We start from the raw sequence: 20313 nt of genomic DNA, 5'->3' as shown, positions 1-20313 counted from the left end.
ATTTTTATTATTTTGAATAGATCAGAAGGCTTTCATACGTATTATATTTATACCATAACAAATAAATATCGAACTGCGTTTTATATCGGTGTAACTAATAATTTAAAACTAAGATTGTTTCAGCATAAAGAAAATGTGGAAGCAAGAAATAAAACATATGCTTCAAATTCAAAGTATAATATTGAATTTTTAGTTTATTATGAAAAGTTTACTTGGATTCACGATGCAATTTCAAGAGAGAAGGAATTAAAAAAGTGGAGAAAAGATAAAAAAATGGCATTAATTAAAGACTTTAACCCTTCATTTGAATTTCTTGATTATCAATTCGGGTAACGCTGTGTGTGCTTAACTAGTGTGATATCTCCTTCGTCGAGATGACAAATTGCGCATAAAAAACCGCAAGGTTCGCAAAGATTTACCCTTGCGAACTTTACGGTTAAATAACTATTCCAATGTTAAATTACCTTGAATTCCGTCATCCATAGTTTTTCCGGTTACAAAAGCGGCAGCCATTTTGGCAATAGCAACCATTTTACCATTTTTGTTGTTCCAATAATAACCATCTGCAGGAACGAATTTTATAACACTTAAATTGGGGTCATCTTCTCCGCCAGGCATCCAGACCTTGACTATAGGATCATATAATTCTTTAATCGTTTCGGGATCGTATGAAATTGTCGCAGTCCCGTGTAAAGTCAGAAATTTATCATTCGGTTCAGAAAAGAAAATTTCAACTTGCGGATTCAAGCTGATTTCTGCATTTTGGCTACTGTTTCTATCTGATAAAAACCAAAGCTGACCCAAATCATCAATTTTCTGTACAGACATTGGTCGTGATTGTAATCGGTATTCATTGTAGGTACAAAACATACATGTTTTTATATTTTCTGCAAGATCTTTTATTTTATCTACAGCAAATTCGTTCGTAAGGTCTTTATGATCTCCCATGACTTTTTATGTTTTAATTAATGATTTTAAAATAGTTAAGCGTATTATTTACTATGCGTTAGAATAGTTTTTGAAAAGACTCAGTTTAGTAAAGTAAAATTGCTTTTTATATATTATTTTAGGTTATATAATTTACTTTATTACTTATGAGATTACAACTCCTAATTTTTAATGTGAGGACTTGTAAACAAAGTAATAAATATATAAATTTGGCCTATCTTTGATGAAAACCTAAACAGTTTTACTTAATACCATGACAAATTTGACGATATTTTACACGGATGATGATGAAGACGATTTGAGCTTTTTTGAAGATGCTGTAGAGTCATTACCAGAAAAAATACAACTAAAAACTTATAATGGAGGAGATAAATTACTTGTAGCAATTTACAATCCGCCTCCTACACCACACGTCGTTTTTTTAGACCTGAATATGCCCGGAAAAAATGGTTTTGATGTTTTGACAGAACTGAGAAATTCAGAGAAAAAGGATATTCCTGTTATCATTTTCTCAACATCTAATGAACCGGGAATTATTGAAAAATGTCGTTTGTTAGGGGCCAATTTATTTATAACGAAGCCCGTTTTAATGAAAGATATTGTAAAATCTATCGAACATGCCTTAAGGATTAATTGGAAAGAATTTGTTCCGGACACTAAAAATTTTGTGTACAAATCGTAAAACATAAAAGAATTTAAACTTCTATAAAAACACATAAGTACTAATGCTTATGTGTTTTTTATTTTTTTATAATTCAGGCAGATAAATCTCAAAAGTTGCACCATTTCCTTTTTCACTGTGCGCTGTAATAACACCTTTATGGTTTTCAACAATTTTTTTTAAAATTGCTAAACCAATTCCCGTCCCTGAAAACTCACTTTCGGTATTTAATCTCTGGAAAACTTCAAAGATTCTCTCTTTATATTCATCAGCAAAACCAATTCCGTTATCAGAAATAGTCAAATGATAATATATTTTTTCGGGATAAGTAACCGGAATTCCAATCTCTTTTCCTTTAATTAAAACTCCTTATATTGAATTGAATTGATTTCGCCTTTTTTAATTGAGGCAAGATTTAAATCTATTGAGTTAATTTTATTTGGTATCAATGATGAAATTTGATAAAACAAAGATTTACAAAACAATCTCGTTTAAAACTTAAGTCATGAAAAAAGAACAAAAACACGAAACCGATTATATTAAGAAATATCAGGAAGAGGGTTACACTGCAAATTTTTTGTTTGAAAACGGATGCTTATTAGACTCAGAAACAAAATACGCTTATAAACCACAAGAAATTTTTATAGTTGCCCATCATCGTTACGAAGGTATGAGCAATCCTGACGATATGTCTATTTTATATGTAATAGAAACCAGTGATCAAAAAAAAGGAACTCATTTAATAGGATACGGACCAACGGCAGATTTAGAAGAAGCGGAATTCTTTAAAAACATTCCGGAGGAAAATTATTCTGTTAATGCAGATATCCATAAACTTACATAAGATAATTTAAGTAGGTATTTTTATTTTGCTGAGAAGCAGCTGTTTTCGGATTTTTCTGAAGACAGCTGTTTTTTTTTGAGGTGCAAAGGTTCAGAGGTACAGGGGTTCAAAGGTCATTAAATTGTGGGTGTTGCCTCTATTTTTTTTAGTTTTAATTACAAAACTAATAACCTTTATTACTCAAGCCTTAACCTTTGTGTCTTTGCATCTATGAACCTTTGCACCTTCCTCCTAATAATTATGAAAATTCTCTCCGTAATTGTGTAATAAATTGATTTGCAATATGTACGAACTTTGAAATATCAAAATAACAAAGTAAAAACCAAAAATAGGTTTGTAGTACATTATACTAAACCACTTTTATTTAAACCAGAACCAACATGAAAAAACTATACTTAAATACTGGAGGATTCAATACTGTTTTTAATGATCTTAAAGAAAGTCTTGATGGAGAATTATCAGTAAGCAACAATGAATACACATTAAATATAAAATCAAAATGGGCAAGAGGAACAATCAAAGCGGTACGTTTTGAAAAAGAAATGTCATACCTTAATTTTGATCTTGTATTTAATCACGATGTAACTTTAAGTATAGAATCGATTCAAACGGCTCCTGTATTTTTTGCTTACTGCGAAAAAGGAACCTTAACGCATAGTTTTGGTGCGAATGGAACTCAAAGAAAAATTAAAAAGAATCAGACAGCGGTTTTAAATAATACATCCGTTATAAATAGTGTGTTGTTTTTTGAAAGCCATAAACCTATTCAGTTTTCATTAGTAGGAATACCGACAATCGCTCCTGTTGAAGATAAAATCAAAATGGTTTCTCAACTTAAAAAAAGATTCACTGCAGACTCTGGACAGTTTTTATACATCGGAACTAAAAATCAAAAAATTGTCGAAAAATTACAAGAACTAAATAATATCCCTCAAAAAGGAATTGTTAAAAATTTACTTCAAAAAAGTATCCTAAACAGTATTTTAGAGATAGAGATAGCCCAGCATAGTTACAATTACATGAGAACTTTTGAGCCAATAATGAATTTAGCGAACAGACAAATTAATGAAATCAGGAGAATTTCGAATCTTAATTTTGCAGATGTAATTAGCGCAGCTGGTTTAGCAAGCCGAAATTATCTGCCGCGTATTTTTAAAGAAAAATATCACTTTTCATTTAAACCATACAATCAAAAATTAGCTAGCTAATAAGCATCACATATACTTAACTTACTATTATGAAAAACAGCTTTTATAACGAGCTGTTTTTTTTGTGCTATTTTGAAATGGCACACGGATAATACAAATTTGGTAACATAGAACGCGGATGACACGGATCTAGGCGGATTATAGCTGTTTTTAAGTTATCAAAGGCATATGATTTAAGTTGCCCTTTTTTGTCATCCCGAGGAACGAGGGATCACACGCGTAACTCGACAAAGATTGGTGACTTCTGAACGGAGTTTCTAGTGTGATCCCTCGTTCCTTGGGATGACATACAAGACGAAAAAACTCAGAACCTTAGTATCTCAGAACCTTAGCACCTTTCAAGATTCTTTCTCATAATAAATAATAAAATAAACCATAAGAAGGTTCAAACAAAAAGAAACACTGTTGGTAATTATTATAGGAAGATCATTTTTGAGAATGCCATAGATAATCCACACCATAATTCCGAAAGTAAGGATACTAAAGGTTTTTAGCGAAATCGCCTTAACTTTTTTAGTTCTCCAAACTTTCAAAATCTGGGGAATGACGGATATTGTAACACAAGTTCCTGCAAACAATCCTATTAGGTCGATATAGTTCATTTTTTAAAGTTGCTAAGATTCTAGGTGGCTAAGTTTTCAATCTAAGTTTTCAATCTAAGTTTTCAATCTCAGTCTCAGTGCTCAACTTGAAACCTGAAACCTGAAACAAAAACAAACCTTTGAACCTCTTTTCACCCTCCTACGAGTTCTCCACCATTAATATGAATAAATTGTCCGGTAATATAACTGCTGTCTTCGCAGGCCAGGAAAACATAAGCAGGTGCAACTTCCGAAGGTTGTCCGGCTCTTTCCATTGGATTGTCTTTTCCGAAATCGGCTAATTTGTCAAAACTGGCAACAATCAAGGGTGTCCATATTGGGCCTGGAGCAACGCCATTTACTCGTATTTTCTTTTTGGCAAGCATGGTGGATAACGATCTGGTAAAACTCACGATAGCACCTTTTGTACTTGCATAATCCGCTAAATGTTCACTACCGCGATAGGCTGTAACAGAACTTGTATTAATAATAGTGTCACCTTCTTTTAAAATCGGTAATGCTGCTTTTGTGATATAGAAATACGGATAAATATTAGTTTCAAAAGTTTTATGAAGCTGTGAAGCGGTTATTTTTTCCAGTTCATTTTGAGGAAATTGTGTTGCGGCATTATTGACTACGATATTTAGTTTTTTGAAATGGCTATGACATTTTTTTACAGCGCTTTTGCAGAATTTTTCATCTTTCAAATCACCGCTTATTAGTAAACATTCTTGTCCTTCTTTTTCTATTAAAGCCTTAGTTTCAAGTGCATCTTTATCTTCTTTAAGGTAAACAATGGCAATATTGGCACCTTCTCTGGCAAAATGAACCGCCACACTTCGTCCAATTCCACTATCGCCTCCGGTTATAAAAGCAACCTTCCCCAATAATTTGCCACTTCCCTCATAATTTTCTCTAATAATTTCCGGCTCAGGATACATCATATGTTCGTTTCCCGGAAGGTTTTGTTTTTGTTCCGGAAATGTTTTTGTCTTTTTCATAATTCATAATTTAAACCATTATTTAAGCCCTAAAATAGAAAGAGATAACACAATAGGTTGACTGAATTGAATTTAAGATTGTCTCAATAAAAAATATTTGCAACATGAATATTTCTGTAAAATTGAGAGATGGGAATTATGTAACTATTTTTTTTCCCGGTAAAATAGTCTGCATTAAAATTTTTATAAATTTGGAAGTTACACCGAAACGGTAATCAACGTTTCGGATTTCATAAACAAACAAATTTTATCTGAATCGAATTTTAAAATAACAATTTTAATTCATAACGCTTTACCCTAACAGCATGGTATTAATTGTAGACGATATAAGAGCAAATATAATTGCCTTAAAAAAGACATTAGAATTGCACGATATCGATGTTGACACTGCTGAATCAGGAGAGGAAGCCCTGAAGAAAATCCTCAAGACGAATTATTGTCTGATTATAATGGACGTTCAGATGCCCGGACTTGATGGTTTTGAAGTTGTTAAAATTCTTTCTGGAAACAAACGCACTAAAGACATTCCGGTTATTTTTCTCTCGGCATTAAACATCGAGAAAAAATACATTTTTAAAGGTTATGAAACCGGTGCAGTAGAATATATTACAAAACCTGTAGATTCTGATTTACTTATTCTTAAAGTAAAAACATTCATAAAAATTTACGAGCAGCAAAACGAATTAAAAGGCATGAAAGACCTTCTTTATAAAGAAATAAAAATCAGGAAGGAAGCTCAGGATAACCTTGAAATTAAGATAGCCGAAAGAACCAGAGAACTGGTTGCAAAAAATGAAGAACTGGAGCTAAGAAACCATGAACTTCAGCAATTTTCCTGGGTAGTTTCTCATGATTTGAACGAGCCTATTCGAAAAATTCAAATCTTTATAAAAATCATTAAGGAGCTTTATCTGACTGCTGATGAAAAAGCAATCGATTATGTGGATCGAACGATTAAATCGGCAGAAAGAATGCAGACTCTAATTACCGATTTGCTGGCGTACTCAAGATTGTCATCACAAGTAAAACCAGAAACCACCGATTTAAATGAGGTGCTTCAGGAAGTGCTTTCGGATTTTGATTATCTCATTGAACGAAAAAATGCAACGATCAAAACCACTGAACTTCCAACGATAGACAGTATTCCGAGTCAGTTGCGACAGGTTTTCCAAAATTTAATTGGAAATGCACTTAAATTTTCCGGAAATACCGATAAACCATTAATCGAAATTACATCTGAAATCATTGCAGAAAAATCGTTTGAAAGCCCAGTTTCGGCAGACGGAAAATTTTGCAGAATTGTAGTTAAAGATAACGGAATTGGTTTCGATGAAATTTACCTTGATCGTATATTTATTATTTTTCAGAGTTTAAACGACCGACAGAAATACGAAGGAACCGGAATTGGTCTGGCAATCGCCAAAAAAATCATCGAAAAACACAACGGAATAATCACGGCAAAAAGTAAAATAGGAGAAGGTGCAAGTTTTATTATTGTCCTGCCTTTACACTACGAATAATTATAATTTATAAGATGAAGAATAACTTTAAACGGAATTTATTAATCAGTTCATTTGTTTCATTAGTAGTATTAATGATTAGTTCTACTGCTTCTTATCTGAGCATCAAAAGCCTGCTAGATAGTAACTTTTGGGTAAAACATACTCAGGAAGTAATTTATAATCTAAACGAAGGTTCAGCAATACTTACAGAGGCGCAAACCAGTATGCGTGGTTATTTGATTACGGGCAACGAGCAATTTGTAGAAAGATATGAAGATTCTGAAAGAAGGTCTAATTATTATTTTGATAAATTAGAGAAGCTTATCGTTGATAATCCTTCACAGCAAAAACAATTAGCGACATTAAAAGAGCTGAGATCTAATTTCTTTAAGTATTTAAACAATCAGATTGTTAAAAAACGGATAGGCAAAAATGTGCTTTATTTTGATCTCGACGAAGGGAGAAAGATGATGGATGAATTGCGCAATCACATTAAAATTATTGAAACTACTGAACAAGCGCTTTTAAAACAAAGAAATGAAACTTCAGATCGTTACGGTACTTATAGTATTATATTGATTATCGTTGCTTTTGTAGTAGCATTTATTATTTCGATTGTCTTTTTATTAAGAATTCTAAAAGATTATAGTGAACGTTTAGTACTTCAAAACGAATTAGAGAAAAAAGATAGGGAAATTGCTGAAAGAATTGAGGCAATTAGTATGATTGCCAGTAATATTTCCAGTGGAAACTATGATATTCGTGTAGATGATACGCAAGCTGATGCATTGGGAAGTGTAGGTGAATCTCTTAATAATATGGGAGTTTCATTAAAATCATCTTTTGAATTGTTATCCCAGAAAGAATGGATGCAAACCGGAGTTGCAAATCTAAATAATGTGATGCTAGGCGATAAAACCCTTCAAAAATTATCAAAAGATGTTATCGAATTTTTATGCCATTATACCAACAGTAGTGCCGGGGTTTTGTATGTGTTAGAAGGAGATGAACTTTATTTTTCAGGTGGCTACAGCTACATTCCGGGCAAAAATAGGGAGCGTATTCAAAAAGGAGAAGGTTTAATAGGACAGGCTATTGTTTCAAAAGAATTACTTGAATTAAAAACATTGTCACCAGAGGATATTCAAATTAATTATGCGTTAGGTCAAATAAAACCAACTCATATTGTAGCTCTTCCGTTGTTGGATACAAAGGTTGAAGGCGCTCTTGAGCTAGCGAGTGTTTACGGATTTTCTGATCTCCAAATAGAGTATTTAAAGACGGTTTCAAACAACATTGGAATTGCGATTAAATCAACTCAAAATAGAAAACGAGTGATGGAGCTGTTAGAAGAAACTAAATCACAATCAGAAGAATTACAGGCGCAACATACAGAGATGGAAGCTATAAATGCGGAACTAGAAGCGCAAACAGAAAAACTTCAGGCATCAGAAGAAGAACTTAGAGTTCAACAGGAAGAACTGGAGCAAACCAACGAAGAATTATCTGAAAGAAGTGTTTTATTGGAAGAAAAAAACAACGAAATTCAGAAAAAATCTGAAGCATTAGAATTGACAACTCGTTATAAATCAGAGTTTCTTGCCAATATGTCCCATGAATTGAGAACACCACTTAATTCAATTTTACTTTTAAGCCGATTATTATCTGAAAATAACAATAAGAGCATGGTTCCTGAGGAAATTGAATTTGCAAAAGTGATTCAGAGCTCCGGAAATAGTTTATTAGGATTAATCGATGAAATTCTGGATTTATCTAAAATTGAAGCCGGAAAAATGGAGCTTGAATTTTTAGACGTTTCGACCAAAGAAATTACAGATAACTTATGGAATCTCTTTAGCCATATGGCCAAAGAGAAAAATATTAAGTTTGAAATCATTGCTGATGAAGCGCCAATTGTCATCAAAACAGACAAAATGCGTTTGGAGCAGATTCTTAAAAACCTGATTTCAAATGCTATTAAATTTACAGATAAAGGATCTGTAAGTTTAGAAATTAAGGTAAATACAGACGATGATAAAATTATCTGTTTTATTGTAAAAGATACCGGAATTGGAATCCCATTAGGCAAACAGCCTTTAATTTTCGAGGCTTTTCAACAAGCAGACGGTTCAACCAAACGTAAATACGGAGGAACCGGTCTAGGATTGTCAATTAGTCGTGAACTGGCCAAATTACTAAGAGGAGAAATTATTCTTCATAGTAAAGAAAATGAAGGAAGTACTTTTACTCTGTGCATTCCGGTTTATGGATCCAGCATTAAAAATGTAGAAATAGAAAAAGCGCCGCCATTAGAAATTGTAGCGTCAGAAGAAGAGGAGAATACAGAAAAGCCTAAAAACAAATATTTAAGTGCGGTAATTCCTGATGAAATTGAAGATGACAGAAATTCAATTGTAGAAGGAGATAAAGTAATTTTGATTGTAGAAGACGATATTAATTTTGCAAAATCACTTTTAAATTTTACCCGTAAAAAAGGCTATAAGGGAGTTGTTTCTGTTAGGGGAGATTATGCCTTAAATTTTGCTTTGCTATACAAACCTGTTGGTGTTTTATTAGACATAGAACTTCCTATAAAAAGTGGCTGGGAAGTTTTGGAGGAAATGAAAAACAATTCTCAAACCAAGCATATTCCGGTACATATTATGTCTTCTCATAAATTGAAACAGGAAAGCTTATTAAAAGGGGCGGTAGATTTCTTAGATAAACCGGTGGCTTTTGATAAAATTCCGGAAGTTTTTATTCGAATAGAAAGTATCATTAATAAAGAAGCGCAAAAAGTACTTATCATAGAAGATAACCCAAAACATGCCAAAGCATTGTCCTTTTTCCTAGAAACATATAATATCAATTCTGAAATAAAAAGTGAAGTTTCGCAAGGATTAGAAGCACTGAATAAAAAAGAAATTGACTGTGTTATTCTGGATATGGGAATTCCGGATAAACAAGCCTATGAAATTTTAGAAGGAGTAAAGAAAAATCCGGGCCTCGAAAACCTGCCTGTAATTGTTTTTACAGGAAAAAGTTTGTCTATTAAGGAAGAAGTCAAGATTAAGAAATATGCCGATTCAATTATTGTAAAAACGGCACATTCGTATCAAAGAATGCTTGATGAGGTTTCTCTTTTTCTTCATTTGGTTGAAGAGAAAAAAGATTCAAAAGATAAAAAAGAAAGTCATAAAAAGCTAAATTTACTTAATAATATCCTATTCGAGAAAAAGGTATTAATTGTAGACGATGATGTTCGTAATATTTATTCGTTGACAAAAGCTTTAGAAGTCTTTAAAATGAATGTAATTACCGCTTTTGACGGAAAAGAAGCAATCAAAATTCTAGAAGAACATCCGGACACAGACATTGTGTTATTAGATATGATGATGCCAAACATGGACGGTTACGAAACAGCCGAAAAAATACGCAGCATGCCTAAATTCCTGAATTTACCACTGATTGCTGTTACAGCAAAAGCGATGACAGGGGACAGGGAAAAATGTATAAAAGCCGGAGCGTCAGATTACATAACAAAACCAGTAGATATTGATCAGCTGCTTTCGTTATTGCGAGTGTGGCTGTACGACAAAATATAATTAAAAAAGTTTTGCCACAGATTTCACAGATTAAGAACTCTTTTTAAATCTTTTAATCTGTGACAAAAAAAATAAAAACAAACCAAATTAAAAGCAGGCGAATATGAATAAAAAAAGACTCTTAATTATTGATGATGATTCTAGAAATATTTTTGCTTTAGAAAACACTTTACGTGCCAGATCATTCGATTGTTTGTCTTGTTTAAGTGCCGAAGAAGCTTTAAAATTATTAGAATCCGAAGAAGAAATTGATGCCGTATTAATCGACATGATGATGCCGGAAATGGACGGGTATGAAGCAATTCCACTAATAAAAGCGATTCCGTCACGACGGTTGACTTATGTTGTAGCGGTAACTGCCCAGGCGATGACGGGCGATAAAGAAAAATGTTTGGAGGCTGGGGCAGATGCGTATATTTCGAAACCAGTAGATGTAGATAAATTGCTTCAGGTGCTGAAGGAAATATGAAATGAGTTATGATTGAGGATATTGAGTTAGAAACACTTATAAATGATGTTTACGAATATTATGGTTTTGATTTTGGAAGTTATTCGAGAGCTTCACTGAAAAGACGTGTAAACAGAATCTATCATTTAGATGGATTTACCCATTTTCATGAGTTTCTTTCCAAAGTTCGATATGATCCCGAATATTACAAAAGAATGGTAGACGAAATCACAGTAAATGTAACCGAGATGTTTCGCGATCCTGCTTTTTATACCGTTTTGCGAAAAGAAATTTTACCATTGTTAGGAACCAAGCCTTTTATCAGATTATGGCATGCGGGCTGTTCTACGGGAGAAGAAGTATATTCGATGGCTATTATGCTAAAAGAAGCAGGTTTACTTCATAAATCGCTTATTTATGCGACAGATATCAATGCTTCGGTATTAGAAACAGCCAAAAAAGGGATTTTTCCGCTTCGAATGATGAAAGAATATTCAGAAAACTATCGTGATGCGGGTGGTCTGGAAGATTTTTCAAGTTATTATACTGCTAATTATGGTATCGCCAAATTTAATGAAGAACTCGCTGAAAAGATGGTTTACTCACTGCATAATTTAGTATCAGATACTTCATTTAATGAATTTGACCTGATTTTATGCCGCAATGTTTTAATTTATTTTGACAATGATCTTCAAAAAAGAGTCATTAATTTATTTGATGAAAGTTTGGCCGTATTAGGATTTCTTGCTTTAGGGACAAAAGAAACTATAAAATACTCGATTTCTACAACTAAATATAAACAGTTTGATAAAGAAAAGATATGGAGAAAAGTGAAGTAATATCGGGCTGTAAAGTGGTGATAATAGGAGGATCAGCAGGAAGCCTCAACGCCTTAATGCAAATCTTACCGGAATTACCGATATTAAATGGTTTTGCAATCGTAATTGTGGTGCATCGAAAAAATACCGACGAGCAGACACTCGAAGATTTAATTAGTTTAAAATCAAGTGTGCCATTAAAAATTGTTGAAGATAAAACACCATTAGTTCCGGGTTTTGTTTATGTTGCGCCTTCAAACTATCATTTATTATTTGAGAAAAATGACTTGCTGGCATTGGATACTTCTGAAAAAATAAATTTTAGCAGACCTAGTATTGATGTTTCTTTTGAATCAGCTGCAGAAATTTATGGAGAAGCTTTAGTAGGTATTTTGTTATCTGGTTCAAATACTGACGGAACTGTGGGATTACAGGCTATTCAGGCTCATGGAGGCACTGTTGTTGTTCAAAGTCCGTTGGCGGCTGAAATGCCTTTCATGCCAAACAATGCCATCTTGTATACAGAACCACATTTTATTTTACAAAACCACGAAATCCTAAGATTGATTGTTTCCATCAACAACCCTAATAATTAATTTTTAGATTTTGGTGCTTCTTCCTCAGGTAAAATAACACGGTTTAATTCGGTTTCTTTTTCTGCTTTTTTCCTGGCTGCTTTTCCACGTCCGATTGGTATTCCGGCTGTTACATACAAAGATCTGTTGAATTGTTCAGGACCGTCTCCCTTCATTACCGGAACCAATCCGTAGTAATATTGAACCGTCATATTCAATCCGTTTCCAACATTCATATGATAACCGGCACCAAGCGCAATCCCAGCATCGATTACATGTATTTGGTCTCTGATATTGTGTTTATAAACCACATCATCACCATCGTATTCTTTACGGAATTTGTCAAAAGCTTTGGCTAATAACCCTAATTGCGGCCCCGTTTTTAAATAGATATTATTTTTGAACTGATATTTAATCAAAATAGGAACATTAAAATAACGGATTTCACGATCCACTTTTCCGCCTGCAAAGGTATTATCCAAATTGGCATCTCCTAAAGAATAAACCGGCATACCATGAGCTCCCATTGGAGATTTTACAATAACGCCGGTATTAATCATCCAGGCTGGATTTTTTTTAGATCGGATATCAAAATAAAATCCAAGGTTAAAACCCACTTCGGTACCCGAGGTTTCCATATTTGAAATCGTCGAAAAATTGACACCGCCATCCAAACCAAATTCTAAAAAAGGAGAATTCAGTTTGTCTCCAAAAAGCAAGGAAATTAAAACTTGTGATTGGGCTGATGTAATACAAAAGAAAGCAATAAATAATAGTAAACCTTTTTTCATATTAATTGATTTAAAGTCCAAAACGATACTGAAGACCTCCTAAAACTTGTGTACGGCTTCCTAAAAAAAACACTTCTGCACGAAGCATAATATGTTTATTGTATTGAAATTGAGTACCAATCAGAAAATTCCACATGTCTTTAGGTCTTTTTTGCAGTGAATATTGCACTGACGAGGAATTGGATGTGCTTAAAGTTCCATCCATGGTTGTCAATATATTTCCGGCACTTTCAAGTGCTCTGTTGGCAGTATTATGCTTTGCAACATTGCTAAAAGTCGCAACTTGTGACCAATTATTATCAGCATCGGGAAATGTCAGGCCTGATTGTTAGCGCACCGGCCTCAACTGAAGATTTATCAAAGCGTACAATTTCATCTAAATTATATTGAGGACCATGATTAAAACCGACTTCTAATTCGCTTATCACTATCTCAGAATCCTGCCAGAAATAATTTATTGAAAGCCCTGCAGAATAGGGCAATTTATAGCCTTTTTGAGCAACTTTTTCTCCCCAGATTGGTAAGGCATATGGATATTCTTCAACTTTAAGGCTATCTTTTAATTGTTCATTTTTTTACCAACTATTTTATCGGTATAAACCTGACCGAAAATTTGCATGCTAAAGAATAATAATGTGGCGGATATTAGCGTATTATATTTCATTGACTTGTAGTGTTAAAATTAATTAATAAAACTGTTTAGAAAAAATAGAGACTAATGTTATTATTATAAGAAATGTGTACTTATGTTTTTGTATTATAGTGGAATAAGATTTTTGTGCTTTAAAATTAGAACTAGGTGTAGTATGTTAATTATTGTTAAAGTTAAGTAGATTTTCTTACTATTTCTGATCTTTTTTTAGAAAGTAAAATTTTAAATAAAAAATGTTTAACCAAATTTGATTGAAAAATTTAGCTGACTACGAATATCATTTTCAATTATTTAGATTTTTAGTATAAGAAATAAATAGTATTTTTACAATCATGAAATGGATCGCTATATTTTTGTCAATTTATTTGATGGCACTTTCAAATATGCCTTGTGCAGATATGGAAGTGGATAGCGCTATGCATAAAACTGCCCAATTTTCATCAGAAGCAAATCATTCCCATGATAAGGACAACGACTTATGTTCTCCATTTTGTGCCTGTAATTGCTGCGGAGCCCAGGTTTTAAGTTATCAGATTTCTGAAACTATTGATTTTCCGGTAGCTTTTACCATTATTTCAAAAGCTTTACCCAATTATAATTCTGTTTTTGCTTCCAATTTCTACGGAAGCATTTGGCAGCCTCCTCAAATAGCATAATGATGCCCTTCCCGATACTTATCGGGAATCGGTAAGAGCGTTGTGGATTTTCCGCAAAATGAACAGACAAACCTTGTCTGATTTCTCACGTCATTATAGAATCAAATGTTAGATAAAATTATACAGTTCAGTATAAAGAATAAGTTCTTTATACTGCTATTTACCCTTGTATTAATTGCCTGGGGAAGTTATTCGCTTAAAAATTTACCGCTGGATGCTTTGCCGGATGTTACCAATAATCAGGTGCAGATCATCACAACAGCGCCAACTTTGGCCAGTCAGGAAGTGGAACAATTAATTACTTATCCACTCGAACAGGCTGTAAAAACAGTTCCAAATGTTATAGAACTCCGCAGTATTTCTCGCTTCGGATTGTCGGTTGTAACTGTCGTTTTTGAAGACGATGTCGATATTTATTGGGCCAGAGAACAAATATTTCAACGCTTAAAACAAGCCGAAGAAAATATTCCGGCTTATGCTGGTTCTCCTGAATTAGCACCCATTACCACAGGTTTGGGAGAAATTTATCAATATGATGTTTATGCCAAAAAAGGGTATGAAAATCAATTTGATGCCGTCAAATTAAGAACGATTCAGGATTGGATTATTATTCCGCAGTTACAGGGAATTAAAGGTGTTGCCGATATCAGTACATGGGGAGGAAAACTGAAACAATACGAAATTGCAGTCAATCCAAATACGCTTAATAGTCTTGGAGTTACCATTACCGAAATTTTTGATGCGTTAGAAAAGAACAATCAAAATACAGGTGGGGCTTATATTGAAAAAGATCAGTATGCCTATTTTATCCGCGGCGTCGGAATGGCAAAAGGAATTAATGATCTTGGAAATGTGGTAGTAAAAAACCGAAACGGCTCGCCCGTTTTAGTTCGTGATGTTGCCGAAGTCCGGGAAGGAATTGCGTTGCGTTATGGCGCTTCAACCAAAGATGGAAAAGGAGAAATTGTTTCAGGATTGGTTTTGATGTTAAAAGGAGAAAACTCCAGCGCAGTAGTCAACCGAATCCATGAAAGAATGATTCAGATTAATAAAAGTCTTCCCGAAGGAGTTGTGGCCGAAGCTTTTATTGATAGAGGAAAACTGGTTGATAATGCTATTGGAACAGTGACTAAAAACCTTTTGGAAGGTGCCTTAATCGTCATTTTTGTACTGATTTTGTTTCTTGGGAATCTTCGCGCCGGATTGATTGTGGCTTCTGTGATTCCCTTGGCGATGCTTTTTGCTGTGATTTTGATGAATGCCTTTGGCGTAAGCGGAAACTTAATGAGTCTGGGAGCGATTGACTTCGGAATTATTGTCGACGGAGCTGTTATTATTGTCGAAGCCACAATGCATCATCTCCAAAAAATCAAAAATAAAAAAGAGCTTTCTCAGGAAGAAATGGACATTGAAGTGTATAATTCGGCTTCAAAAATCAGGAATAGCGCTGCCTTTGGTGAAATCATTATTTTAATAGTTTACCTGCCAATTCTGGCTTTAATTGGTACCGAAGGTAAAATGTTCAAGCCAATGGCGATGACAGTTGGTTTCGCAATTGCTGGTGCTTTTATACTTTCGCTGACCTATGTACCAATGATCAGCGCCATGTTTCTATCTAAAAAAACAGAACACAAAGAAAACTTCAGCGACCGGATGATGCGTTGGTTCGAATCCATTTACACCCCTTTTTTAAATAAAGCCTTGCAGTTTAAAAAAGTGGTTTTAGGAATTTCTCTCGGGTTTTTTGTTTTGGCCTTTATCATTTTCCAAAATATGGGAGGCGAATTTATCCCAACAATTGAGGAAGGTGATTTGGCTATCAATGCTACAATTATGACCGGAAGTTCGCTTACGCAGATGGTAGAAACGACTACTAAATATGAGAAATTATTAAAGGATAAATTTCCTGAAATCAAAACGATTGTAACGAAAATAGGAAGTGGAGAAATCCCCACCGATCCTATGCCGATTGAAAGTGGAGATTTAATTATTGTTCTAAAAGACAAAAAAGAATGGAAAGGCAAATATCATAATTGGGAAGATTTGGCCAATGCCATGAAAGAAGAAATGGAAATTATTCCGGGAGCTAATATTGAGATTTCACAGCCGATTCAGATGCGTTTTAACGAACTAATGACCGGAAGTCGAAGCGATATTGCTATTAAGATTTTTGGTGATGATTTAGAAATCCTCGACGCCAAAGCAGCTGAGTTAATTTCGAAAATTAAAAATATTGAAGGAATCGGTGATTTAAAAGCAGATAAAGTAACAGGTTTACCTCAAATTACAATCAAATACGATTACAATAAAATCGCTTTATACGGACTCAATATTTCAGATATCAACCAGATTATTCGTTCCTCATTTGCGGGCGAAAGTGCCGGTAAAATCTATGAAGAAAGCAAAAGATTTGATGTTGTGGTCCGAATGAATCAGGACAATCGCGCTGATATTAACGATGTCAGCAATTTGTTTATTCCGCTTCCAAACGGTCAGCAGGTGCCGCTTTCTCAGGTCGCTTCTGTAGAGTATGAACAAGGCCCTGTTCAGGTGACGCGTGAGGACGGAAAACGCAGAATTTCAGTAGGTTTGAACGTTCGAGGACGCGATATCAAAAGTGTTGTGGAAGAAATTCAGCAAAAGCTAGATCAGAATTTTAAGCTTCCTGCTGGTTATTATGTAACGTATGGCGGGCAGTTCGAGAATTTAATTGAAGCCACAAAACGACTTTCGGTTGCGTTGCCAATTGCATTAGGATTAATATTGATTTTGCTGTATCTGACTTTCAACAGTTTTAAACAAGCCGGATTGATTTTTACCGCAATTCCGTTATCGGCAATTGGCGGTGTTTTTGCGCTATTACTGCGTGGAATGCCGTTTAGTATTTCTGCGGGAATTGGTTTTATAGCCTTATTCGGAATTGCCGTTTTAAACGGAATTGTTCTGATTTCGTATTTCAATCAATTAAAAGCAGAAGGAATAGAGGACCCGCTTCAAAGAGTCTTAATCGGAACCAAAACCAGATTGCGTCCGGTTTTAATGACCGCGGCCGTAGCTTCGTTAGGATTTTTGCCAATGGCTTTGTCCACAAGCGGCGGGGCAGAAGTACAAAAACCTTTGGCAACCGTTGTTATTGGAGGTTTAGTTTCAGCAACATTATTGACGTTAATCGTTTTGCCGATTCTGTATTTGATGCTGGAGAAATTTGGCAGAAATGAGATAATTAGATAATTTATTACTGCCTGTAAAATAATTCCTCTCGCAGATTCAGCTGATCTGGCAGATTAATTTAAAAGAATCAAAAAAAATCTGCGAGATCTGCGAGATCTGCGAGAAATAAAAATTAAAAACATGAAAACACTATATAAAATAAAGACACATCGGCTTGCGAACCTTGCGAAAAAAACCTTGCGCGCTTTGCGGTTAAGTGCATTCCTATTGGTGAGCACGTTAACATCGGCGCAAGCCAAAATATCTTTAGAAAAAGCAATAGAACTTGCCAAATCAAACAACATCGATTTAAAAATTGCCGATAAAGAAATCGAAAAACAAACCATCCTAAAAAAGACCGCATTTCAGGCAGACCCGGTTCAGGTGCAATATCAGGGCGGACAATTCAATAGTGCCGATTTTGATCATAATGTTTCAATTCAACAATATTTCCCCATCGGGAATATCACAAAAGCAAATCGTCAATTACAGGAAGAATTGGTAAAGCTAGCCGAGAAGCGAAAAGCTTTATCGTCTTATGAAATTGAAAAAGCGGTTACATTGGCCTATTATCAATATTTATACGGTGTTTCGATTCAGAAATTAAACTCAGAATTAAATGCGATTTACACCAAATTTCTAAAAAATGCCGAATTACGTTTTCAAACCGGAGAGAGCGGAAACATTGAAGTGATCAGCGCTAAAGCGAAAGTAAAAGAAATTGAAACGCAGAAAGCACAATTAGAATATGATCTGGTAATTTACCAAAAACAATTGCAATTTTTTGTTCAGACCGATGAAAACATAATTCCCGATGAAAAAACGCCTTTGCACTATTCTGTTGTAAAACAAGAAGAAAATTCAAAAGCAGAAGGTTTACTGACGGATTATTATCAACAGCAGATTTCCGTTTATCAAAAGGAAACCAATACATACAAAGCGTTGCGAACACCTAAAGTAGGATTGGGGTATTTTGCCCAAACCATCAACACCGAATCATTGTTTCAGGGTTTTACGGCAGGCTTGCAGATTCCGTTGTTTGGCGGGGTGAATTCGGCGAAAGCCAAAGCTTCTGAGATTAGTATTTCGCAGTCACAATTGGCTTTGGATAAAAGCAAATTAACCTTGAATTTGCAACAGCAGGAATTGCAAAACAACTTCCAAAAACAACAAAAAGCACTTGAATATTATCAGAATGAAGGCTTGCAATATGCGGATCAAATTATAAGCAGCGCCCAAAAAAGCTATGCCAATGGCGATATGAGTTATTGGTCGTACATCAGTTTTTTAAATCAGGCAATTGATATTAAAAAACAATATGCCGAGGCGACCAATAGTTACAATCAAAGCGCCATCGAACTTCAATTTCCAACTATCAAAAACAATTAAAAATGAAAATAAATTTAACCGCAAAGGCCGCAAAGTTTTTTACGCAAAGTTCGCAAAGGAAAGCAGCCTATAGCGTATTGCTTGTTGCTTATAGTGTCGTAATAGGTTGCAATGAGAAAAAAAAAGAAGAAACACACGAAAAAGAAAAATCGCAGACAGAAGTGTCATTAACGACTTCTCAATACAAAACAATCGGAATTGAAACAGGTTTTGTGGAAGACAGAAACCTTAATAAAGTTATCAAAGCGAACGGGTACACTACAGTTCCTCCTCAAAACTCCGCTGAAGTTTCGACTTTAATTGGCGGAACCGTGAAAGACATTTTTGTTTTGGAAGGTACTTTTGTGAATAAAGGAAAGGTGTTGGCAACCATTCAAAATCTGGAAGTAATTGAAATGCAGGAAGAGTACCATTCAGCCACAGCCAATATTGAATATTTGCAGTTAGAATACAACCGCCAGAAAATATTGAGTGATGAAAATGTGAATCCGAGGAAAACGTTTCAGGAAGTTAAAGCAAAATTAGCCGCAGAACGGGCAAGAGCACAAGCAGCGAAAAATAAATTAGAAGCCTTGTATGTAAGCACAAAAGGAAGCACTTCATTAGTGCCAATTGTTGCACCAATAAATGGATATGTTGGTAAAATTAGCATTGCAAAAGGTGCGTACGCCCAAACTGGAGTTTCGTTGTTTGAAGTGGTTGACAATAGTCAAATGCATTTGGATTTGAATGTTTATGAGAAAGATTTAGGCTCTATTTCTGTTGGTCAGGTAATTGATTTTGTATTGACAAATCAATCCAATAAATCTATTAAAGGAAAAATATTCGGAATCAATAAATCTTTTTCAAACGAAAGTAAAACGGTTGCTGTTCACGCTAAAATTGAATCGGCTGATGCCAAAGGCCTGATTCCGGGAATGTATGTTTCTGCTAATATTAATATTATAAACGCGACCGTTCCTGCTTTGCCAAAAGATGCTGTGGTTCGAAATGCCGATAAATATTTTGTTTTTGTTGAAGAGGAAAAACATCAGGAAAAACAAACCAAAAATAAAGAAAACCATGAGGAAGAAATTCATTTTAAAGCCATTGAAGTAATTCCGGGAACAACAGATTTAGGATTCACTGAAGTGAAGTTTGTTGATAAAATTGTGCCAAATGCTAAAATTGTTACGGAAGGCGCTTTTTATTTGCTTTCGGCAATGAAGGGCGGGGGAGAACATGAACATTGATTTTTTTTTGCCGCTAAGTTTTTTAAAGCTGGTGTGGAATAATCTCGCAAAGGCGCAGAGTAGCAAAGTTTTTTAAGTTTAAATGTGTTGAATTGCTTCCTGCTTTAGCTGGAGGCAATTCAAAGCAAAACTTTGCGACTTAGCGCCCCTGCGAGATTAAATAAAAATTATTAGATAAAAACAATTGCCTTA

19 protein-coding genes are annotated in these 20313 nt (G+C 34.5%); 13 read left to right on the top strand and 6 right to left on the bottom strand.

Annotated elements, in window-relative coordinates; all coding sequences use genetic code 11:
• Nucleotides 1–12 precede the first annotated feature (12 nt).
• On the top strand, nucleotides 13–333 hold the full coding sequence (locus ASC72_RS00550) for a GIY-YIG nuclease family protein (RefSeq protein ID WP_371258410.1): 321 nt from the start codon (nucleotides 13–15) through the stop codon (nucleotides 331–333).
• 111 nt (nucleotides 334–444) lie between these two features.
• Here the strand turns inward: ASC72_RS00550 and ASC72_RS00545 are convergent, their stop codons facing one another.
• Nucleotides 445–948 (bottom strand): pyridoxamine 5'-phosphate oxidase family protein, encoded by a 504-nt coding sequence (locus ASC72_RS00545; protein ID WP_056185125.1) that lies wholly within the window; start codon nucleotides 946–948, stop codon nucleotides 445–447.
• Between the two features lie 253 nt (nucleotides 949–1201).
• Between ASC72_RS00545 and ASC72_RS00540 the strand changes: the two genes are divergently transcribed.
• Nucleotides 1202–1630, top strand: a complete 429-nt coding sequence (locus ASC72_RS00540) for a response regulator (RefSeq protein ID WP_056185120.1) — start codon at nucleotides 1202–1204, stop codon at nucleotides 1628–1630.
• 66 nt (nucleotides 1631–1696) lie between these two features.
• Here ASC72_RS00540 and ASC72_RS00535 read toward each other — a convergent pair whose 3' ends face one another.
• Entirely contained in the window at nucleotides 1697–1948 is a 252-nt protein-coding gene (locus ASC72_RS00535; protein WP_256380463.1) for an ATP-binding protein, read from the bottom strand.
• A gap of 166 nt (nucleotides 1949–2114) precedes the next feature.
• On the opposite strand from ASC72_RS00535, the gene ASC72_RS00530 reads away from it, so the two are divergent.
• Nucleotides 2115–2453, top strand: a complete 339-nt coding sequence (locus ASC72_RS00530) for a hypothetical protein (protein ID WP_056185116.1) — start codon at nucleotides 2115–2117, stop codon at nucleotides 2451–2453.
• A gap of 380 nt (nucleotides 2454–2833) precedes the next feature.
• Nucleotides 2834–3661 carry a hypothetical protein gene (locus tag ASC72_RS00525; RefSeq protein WP_056185115.1) on the top strand — a complete coding sequence of 276 codons (828 nt, stop codon included), beginning with the start codon at nucleotides 2834–2836 and terminating at the stop codon, nucleotides 3659–3661.
• Between the two features lie 338 nt (nucleotides 3662–3999).
• Here the strand turns inward: ASC72_RS00525 and ASC72_RS00520 are convergent, their stop codons facing one another.
• Both ASC72_RS00520 and ASC72_RS00515 read right to left on the bottom strand, forming a co-directional pair.
• Nucleotides 4000–4263 carry a SemiSWEET family sugar transporter gene (locus ASC72_RS00520; RefSeq protein WP_056185114.1) on the bottom strand — a complete coding sequence of 88 codons (264 nt, stop codon included), beginning with the start codon at nucleotides 4261–4263 and terminating at the stop codon, nucleotides 4000–4002.
• Between the two features lie 131 nt (nucleotides 4264–4394).
• Entirely contained in the window at nucleotides 4395–5243 is an 849-nt protein-coding gene (locus tag ASC72_RS00515; protein WP_056185110.1) for an SDR family oxidoreductase, read from the bottom strand.
• Nucleotides 5244–5548: 305 nt separating this feature from the next.
• Here ASC72_RS00515 and ASC72_RS00510 point away from each other — a divergent pair, with 305 nt between their 5' ends.
• The 5 genes from ASC72_RS00510 to ASC72_RS00490 all read left to right on the top strand — a co-directional run bounded on the left by ASC72_RS00510 (nucleotide 5549) and on the right by ASC72_RS00490 (nucleotide 12212).
• On the top strand, nucleotides 5549–6763 hold the full coding sequence (locus ASC72_RS00510) for a response regulator (RefSeq protein ID WP_056185109.1): 1215 nt from the start codon (nucleotides 5549–5551) through the stop codon (nucleotides 6761–6763).
• A 14-nt stretch (nucleotides 6764–6777) separates the two neighbouring features.
• On the top strand, nucleotides 6778–10350 hold the full coding sequence (locus tag ASC72_RS00505) for a response regulator (RefSeq protein WP_056185107.1): 3573 nt from the start codon (nucleotides 6778–6780) through the stop codon (nucleotides 10348–10350).
• 103 nt (nucleotides 10351–10453) lie between these two features.
• Nucleotides 10454–10819: a response regulator gene (locus tag ASC72_RS00500; protein ID WP_056185105.1), complete on the top strand. Its 366-nt coding sequence runs from the start codon at nucleotides 10454–10456 to the stop codon at nucleotides 10817–10819.
• An 8-nt stretch (nucleotides 10820–10827) separates the two neighbouring features.
• Nucleotides 10828–11637, top strand: coding sequence for a protein-glutamate O-methyltransferase CheR (locus ASC72_RS00495; RefSeq protein WP_056185101.1), 810 nt, complete (start codon nucleotides 10828–10830; stop codon nucleotides 11635–11637).
• Nucleotides 11619–12212, top strand: a complete 594-nt coding sequence (locus tag ASC72_RS00490) for a chemotaxis protein CheB (RefSeq protein WP_056185098.1) — start codon at nucleotides 11619–11621, stop codon at nucleotides 12210–12212. The genes ASC72_RS00495 and ASC72_RS00490 overlap by 19 nt, the downstream gene beginning before the upstream one ends.
• On the opposite strand, the gene ASC72_RS00485 is transcribed toward ASC72_RS00490, so the two are convergent.
• Entirely contained in the window at nucleotides 12209–12982 is a 774-nt protein-coding gene (locus ASC72_RS00485; RefSeq protein ID WP_056185097.1) for a porin family protein, read from the bottom strand. The two genes, ASC72_RS00490 and ASC72_RS00485, sit on opposite strands and share 4 nt — an antisense overlap.
• 10 nt (nucleotides 12983–12992) lie before the next feature.
• Nucleotides 12993–13187, bottom strand: coding sequence for a hypothetical protein (locus tag ASC72_RS24410; protein ID WP_056185093.1), 195 nt, complete (start codon nucleotides 13185–13187; stop codon nucleotides 12993–12995).
• A 779-nt stretch (nucleotides 13188–13966) separates the two neighbouring features.
• Between ASC72_RS24410 and ASC72_RS00475 the strand changes: the two genes are divergently transcribed.
• The 4 genes from ASC72_RS00475 (at nucleotide 13967) to ASC72_RS00460 (ending at nucleotide 20121) form a co-directional block, all read left to right on the top strand.
• Nucleotides 13967–14290 carry a DUF6660 family protein gene (locus ASC72_RS00475; protein WP_241775584.1) on the top strand — a complete coding sequence of 108 codons (324 nt, stop codon included), beginning with the start codon at nucleotides 13967–13969 and terminating at the stop codon, nucleotides 14288–14290.
• A gap of 105 nt (nucleotides 14291–14395) precedes the next feature.
• Nucleotides 14396–17521, top strand: a complete 3126-nt coding sequence (locus ASC72_RS00470; protein WP_056185090.1) for an efflux RND transporter permease subunit — start codon at nucleotides 14396–14398, stop codon at nucleotides 17519–17521.
• A 120-nt stretch (nucleotides 17522–17641) separates the two neighbouring features.
• Nucleotides 17642–18889 (top strand): TolC family protein, encoded by a 1248-nt coding sequence (locus ASC72_RS00465; protein ID WP_056185086.1) that lies wholly within the window; start codon nucleotides 17642–17644, stop codon nucleotides 18887–18889.
• 2 nt (nucleotides 18890–18891) lie between these two features.
• Nucleotides 18892–20121, top strand: a complete 1230-nt coding sequence (locus tag ASC72_RS00460) for an efflux RND transporter periplasmic adaptor subunit (protein ID WP_056185083.1) — start codon at nucleotides 18892–18894, stop codon at nucleotides 20119–20121.
• The last annotated feature ends 192 nt before the right edge of the window (nucleotides 20122–20313 follow it).

The organism is Flavobacterium sp. Root420 (assembly GCF_001427905.1).
Classification (GTDB): domain Bacteria; phylum Bacteroidota; class Bacteroidia; order Flavobacteriales; family Flavobacteriaceae; genus Flavobacterium.
This window is presented reverse-complemented; position numbering and strand designations above follow the sequence as displayed.

Coding starts and splice junctions, on each gene's coding strand:
- ASC72_RS00545 (WP_056185125.1), bottom strand. CDS start 948: ATGGGAGATCATAAAGACCTTACGAACGAATTTGCTGTAGATAAAATA.
- ASC72_RS00540 (WP_056185120.1), top strand. CDS start 1,202: ATGACAAATTTGACGATATTTTACACGGATGATGATGAAGACGATTTG.
- ASC72_RS00530 (WP_056185116.1), top strand. CDS start 2,115: ATGAAAAAAGAACAAAAACACGAAACCGATTATATTAAGAAATATCAG.
- ASC72_RS00525 (WP_056185115.1), top strand. CDS start 2,834: ATGAAAAAACTATACTTAAATACTGGAGGATTCAATACTGTTTTTAAT.
- ASC72_RS00520 (WP_056185114.1), bottom strand. CDS start 4,263: ATGAACTATATCGACCTAATAGGATTGTTTGCAGGAACTTGTGTTACA.
- ASC72_RS00515 (WP_056185110.1), bottom strand. CDS start 5,243: ATGAAAAAGACAAAAACATTTCCGGAACAAAAACAAAACCTTCCGGGA.
- ASC72_RS00510 (WP_056185109.1), top strand. CDS start 5,549: ATGGTATTAATTGTAGACGATATAAGAGCAAATATAATTGCCTTAAAA.
- ASC72_RS00505 (WP_056185107.1), top strand. CDS start 6,778: ATGAAGAATAACTTTAAACGGAATTTATTAATCAGTTCATTTGTTTCA.
- ASC72_RS00500 (WP_056185105.1), top strand. CDS start 10,454: ATGAATAAAAAAAGACTCTTAATTATTGATGATGATTCTAGAAATATT.
- ASC72_RS00495 (WP_056185101.1), top strand. CDS start 10,828: ATGATTGAGGATATTGAGTTAGAAACACTTATAAATGATGTTTACGAA.
- ASC72_RS00490 (WP_056185098.1), top strand. CDS start 11,619: ATGGAGAAAAGTGAAGTAATATCGGGCTGTAAAGTGGTGATAATAGGA.
- ASC72_RS00485 (WP_056185097.1), bottom strand. CDS start 12,982: ATGAAAAAAGGTTTACTATTATTTATTGCTTTCTTTTGTATTACATCA.
- ASC72_RS24410 (WP_056185093.1), bottom strand. CDS start 13,187: ATGGATGGAACTTTAAGCACATCCAATTCCTCGTCAGTGCAATATTCA.
- ASC72_RS00475 (WP_241775584.1), top strand. CDS start 13,967: ATGAAATGGATCGCTATATTTTTGTCAATTTATTTGATGGCACTTTCA.
- ASC72_RS00470 (WP_056185090.1), top strand. CDS start 14,396: ATGTTAGATAAAATTATACAGTTCAGTATAAAGAATAAGTTCTTTATA.
- ASC72_RS00465 (WP_056185086.1), top strand. CDS start 17,642: ATGAAAACACTATATAAAATAAAGACACATCGGCTTGCGAACCTTGCG.
- ASC72_RS00460 (WP_056185083.1), top strand. CDS start 18,892: ATGAAAATAAATTTAACCGCAAAGGCCGCAAAGTTTTTTACGCAAAGT.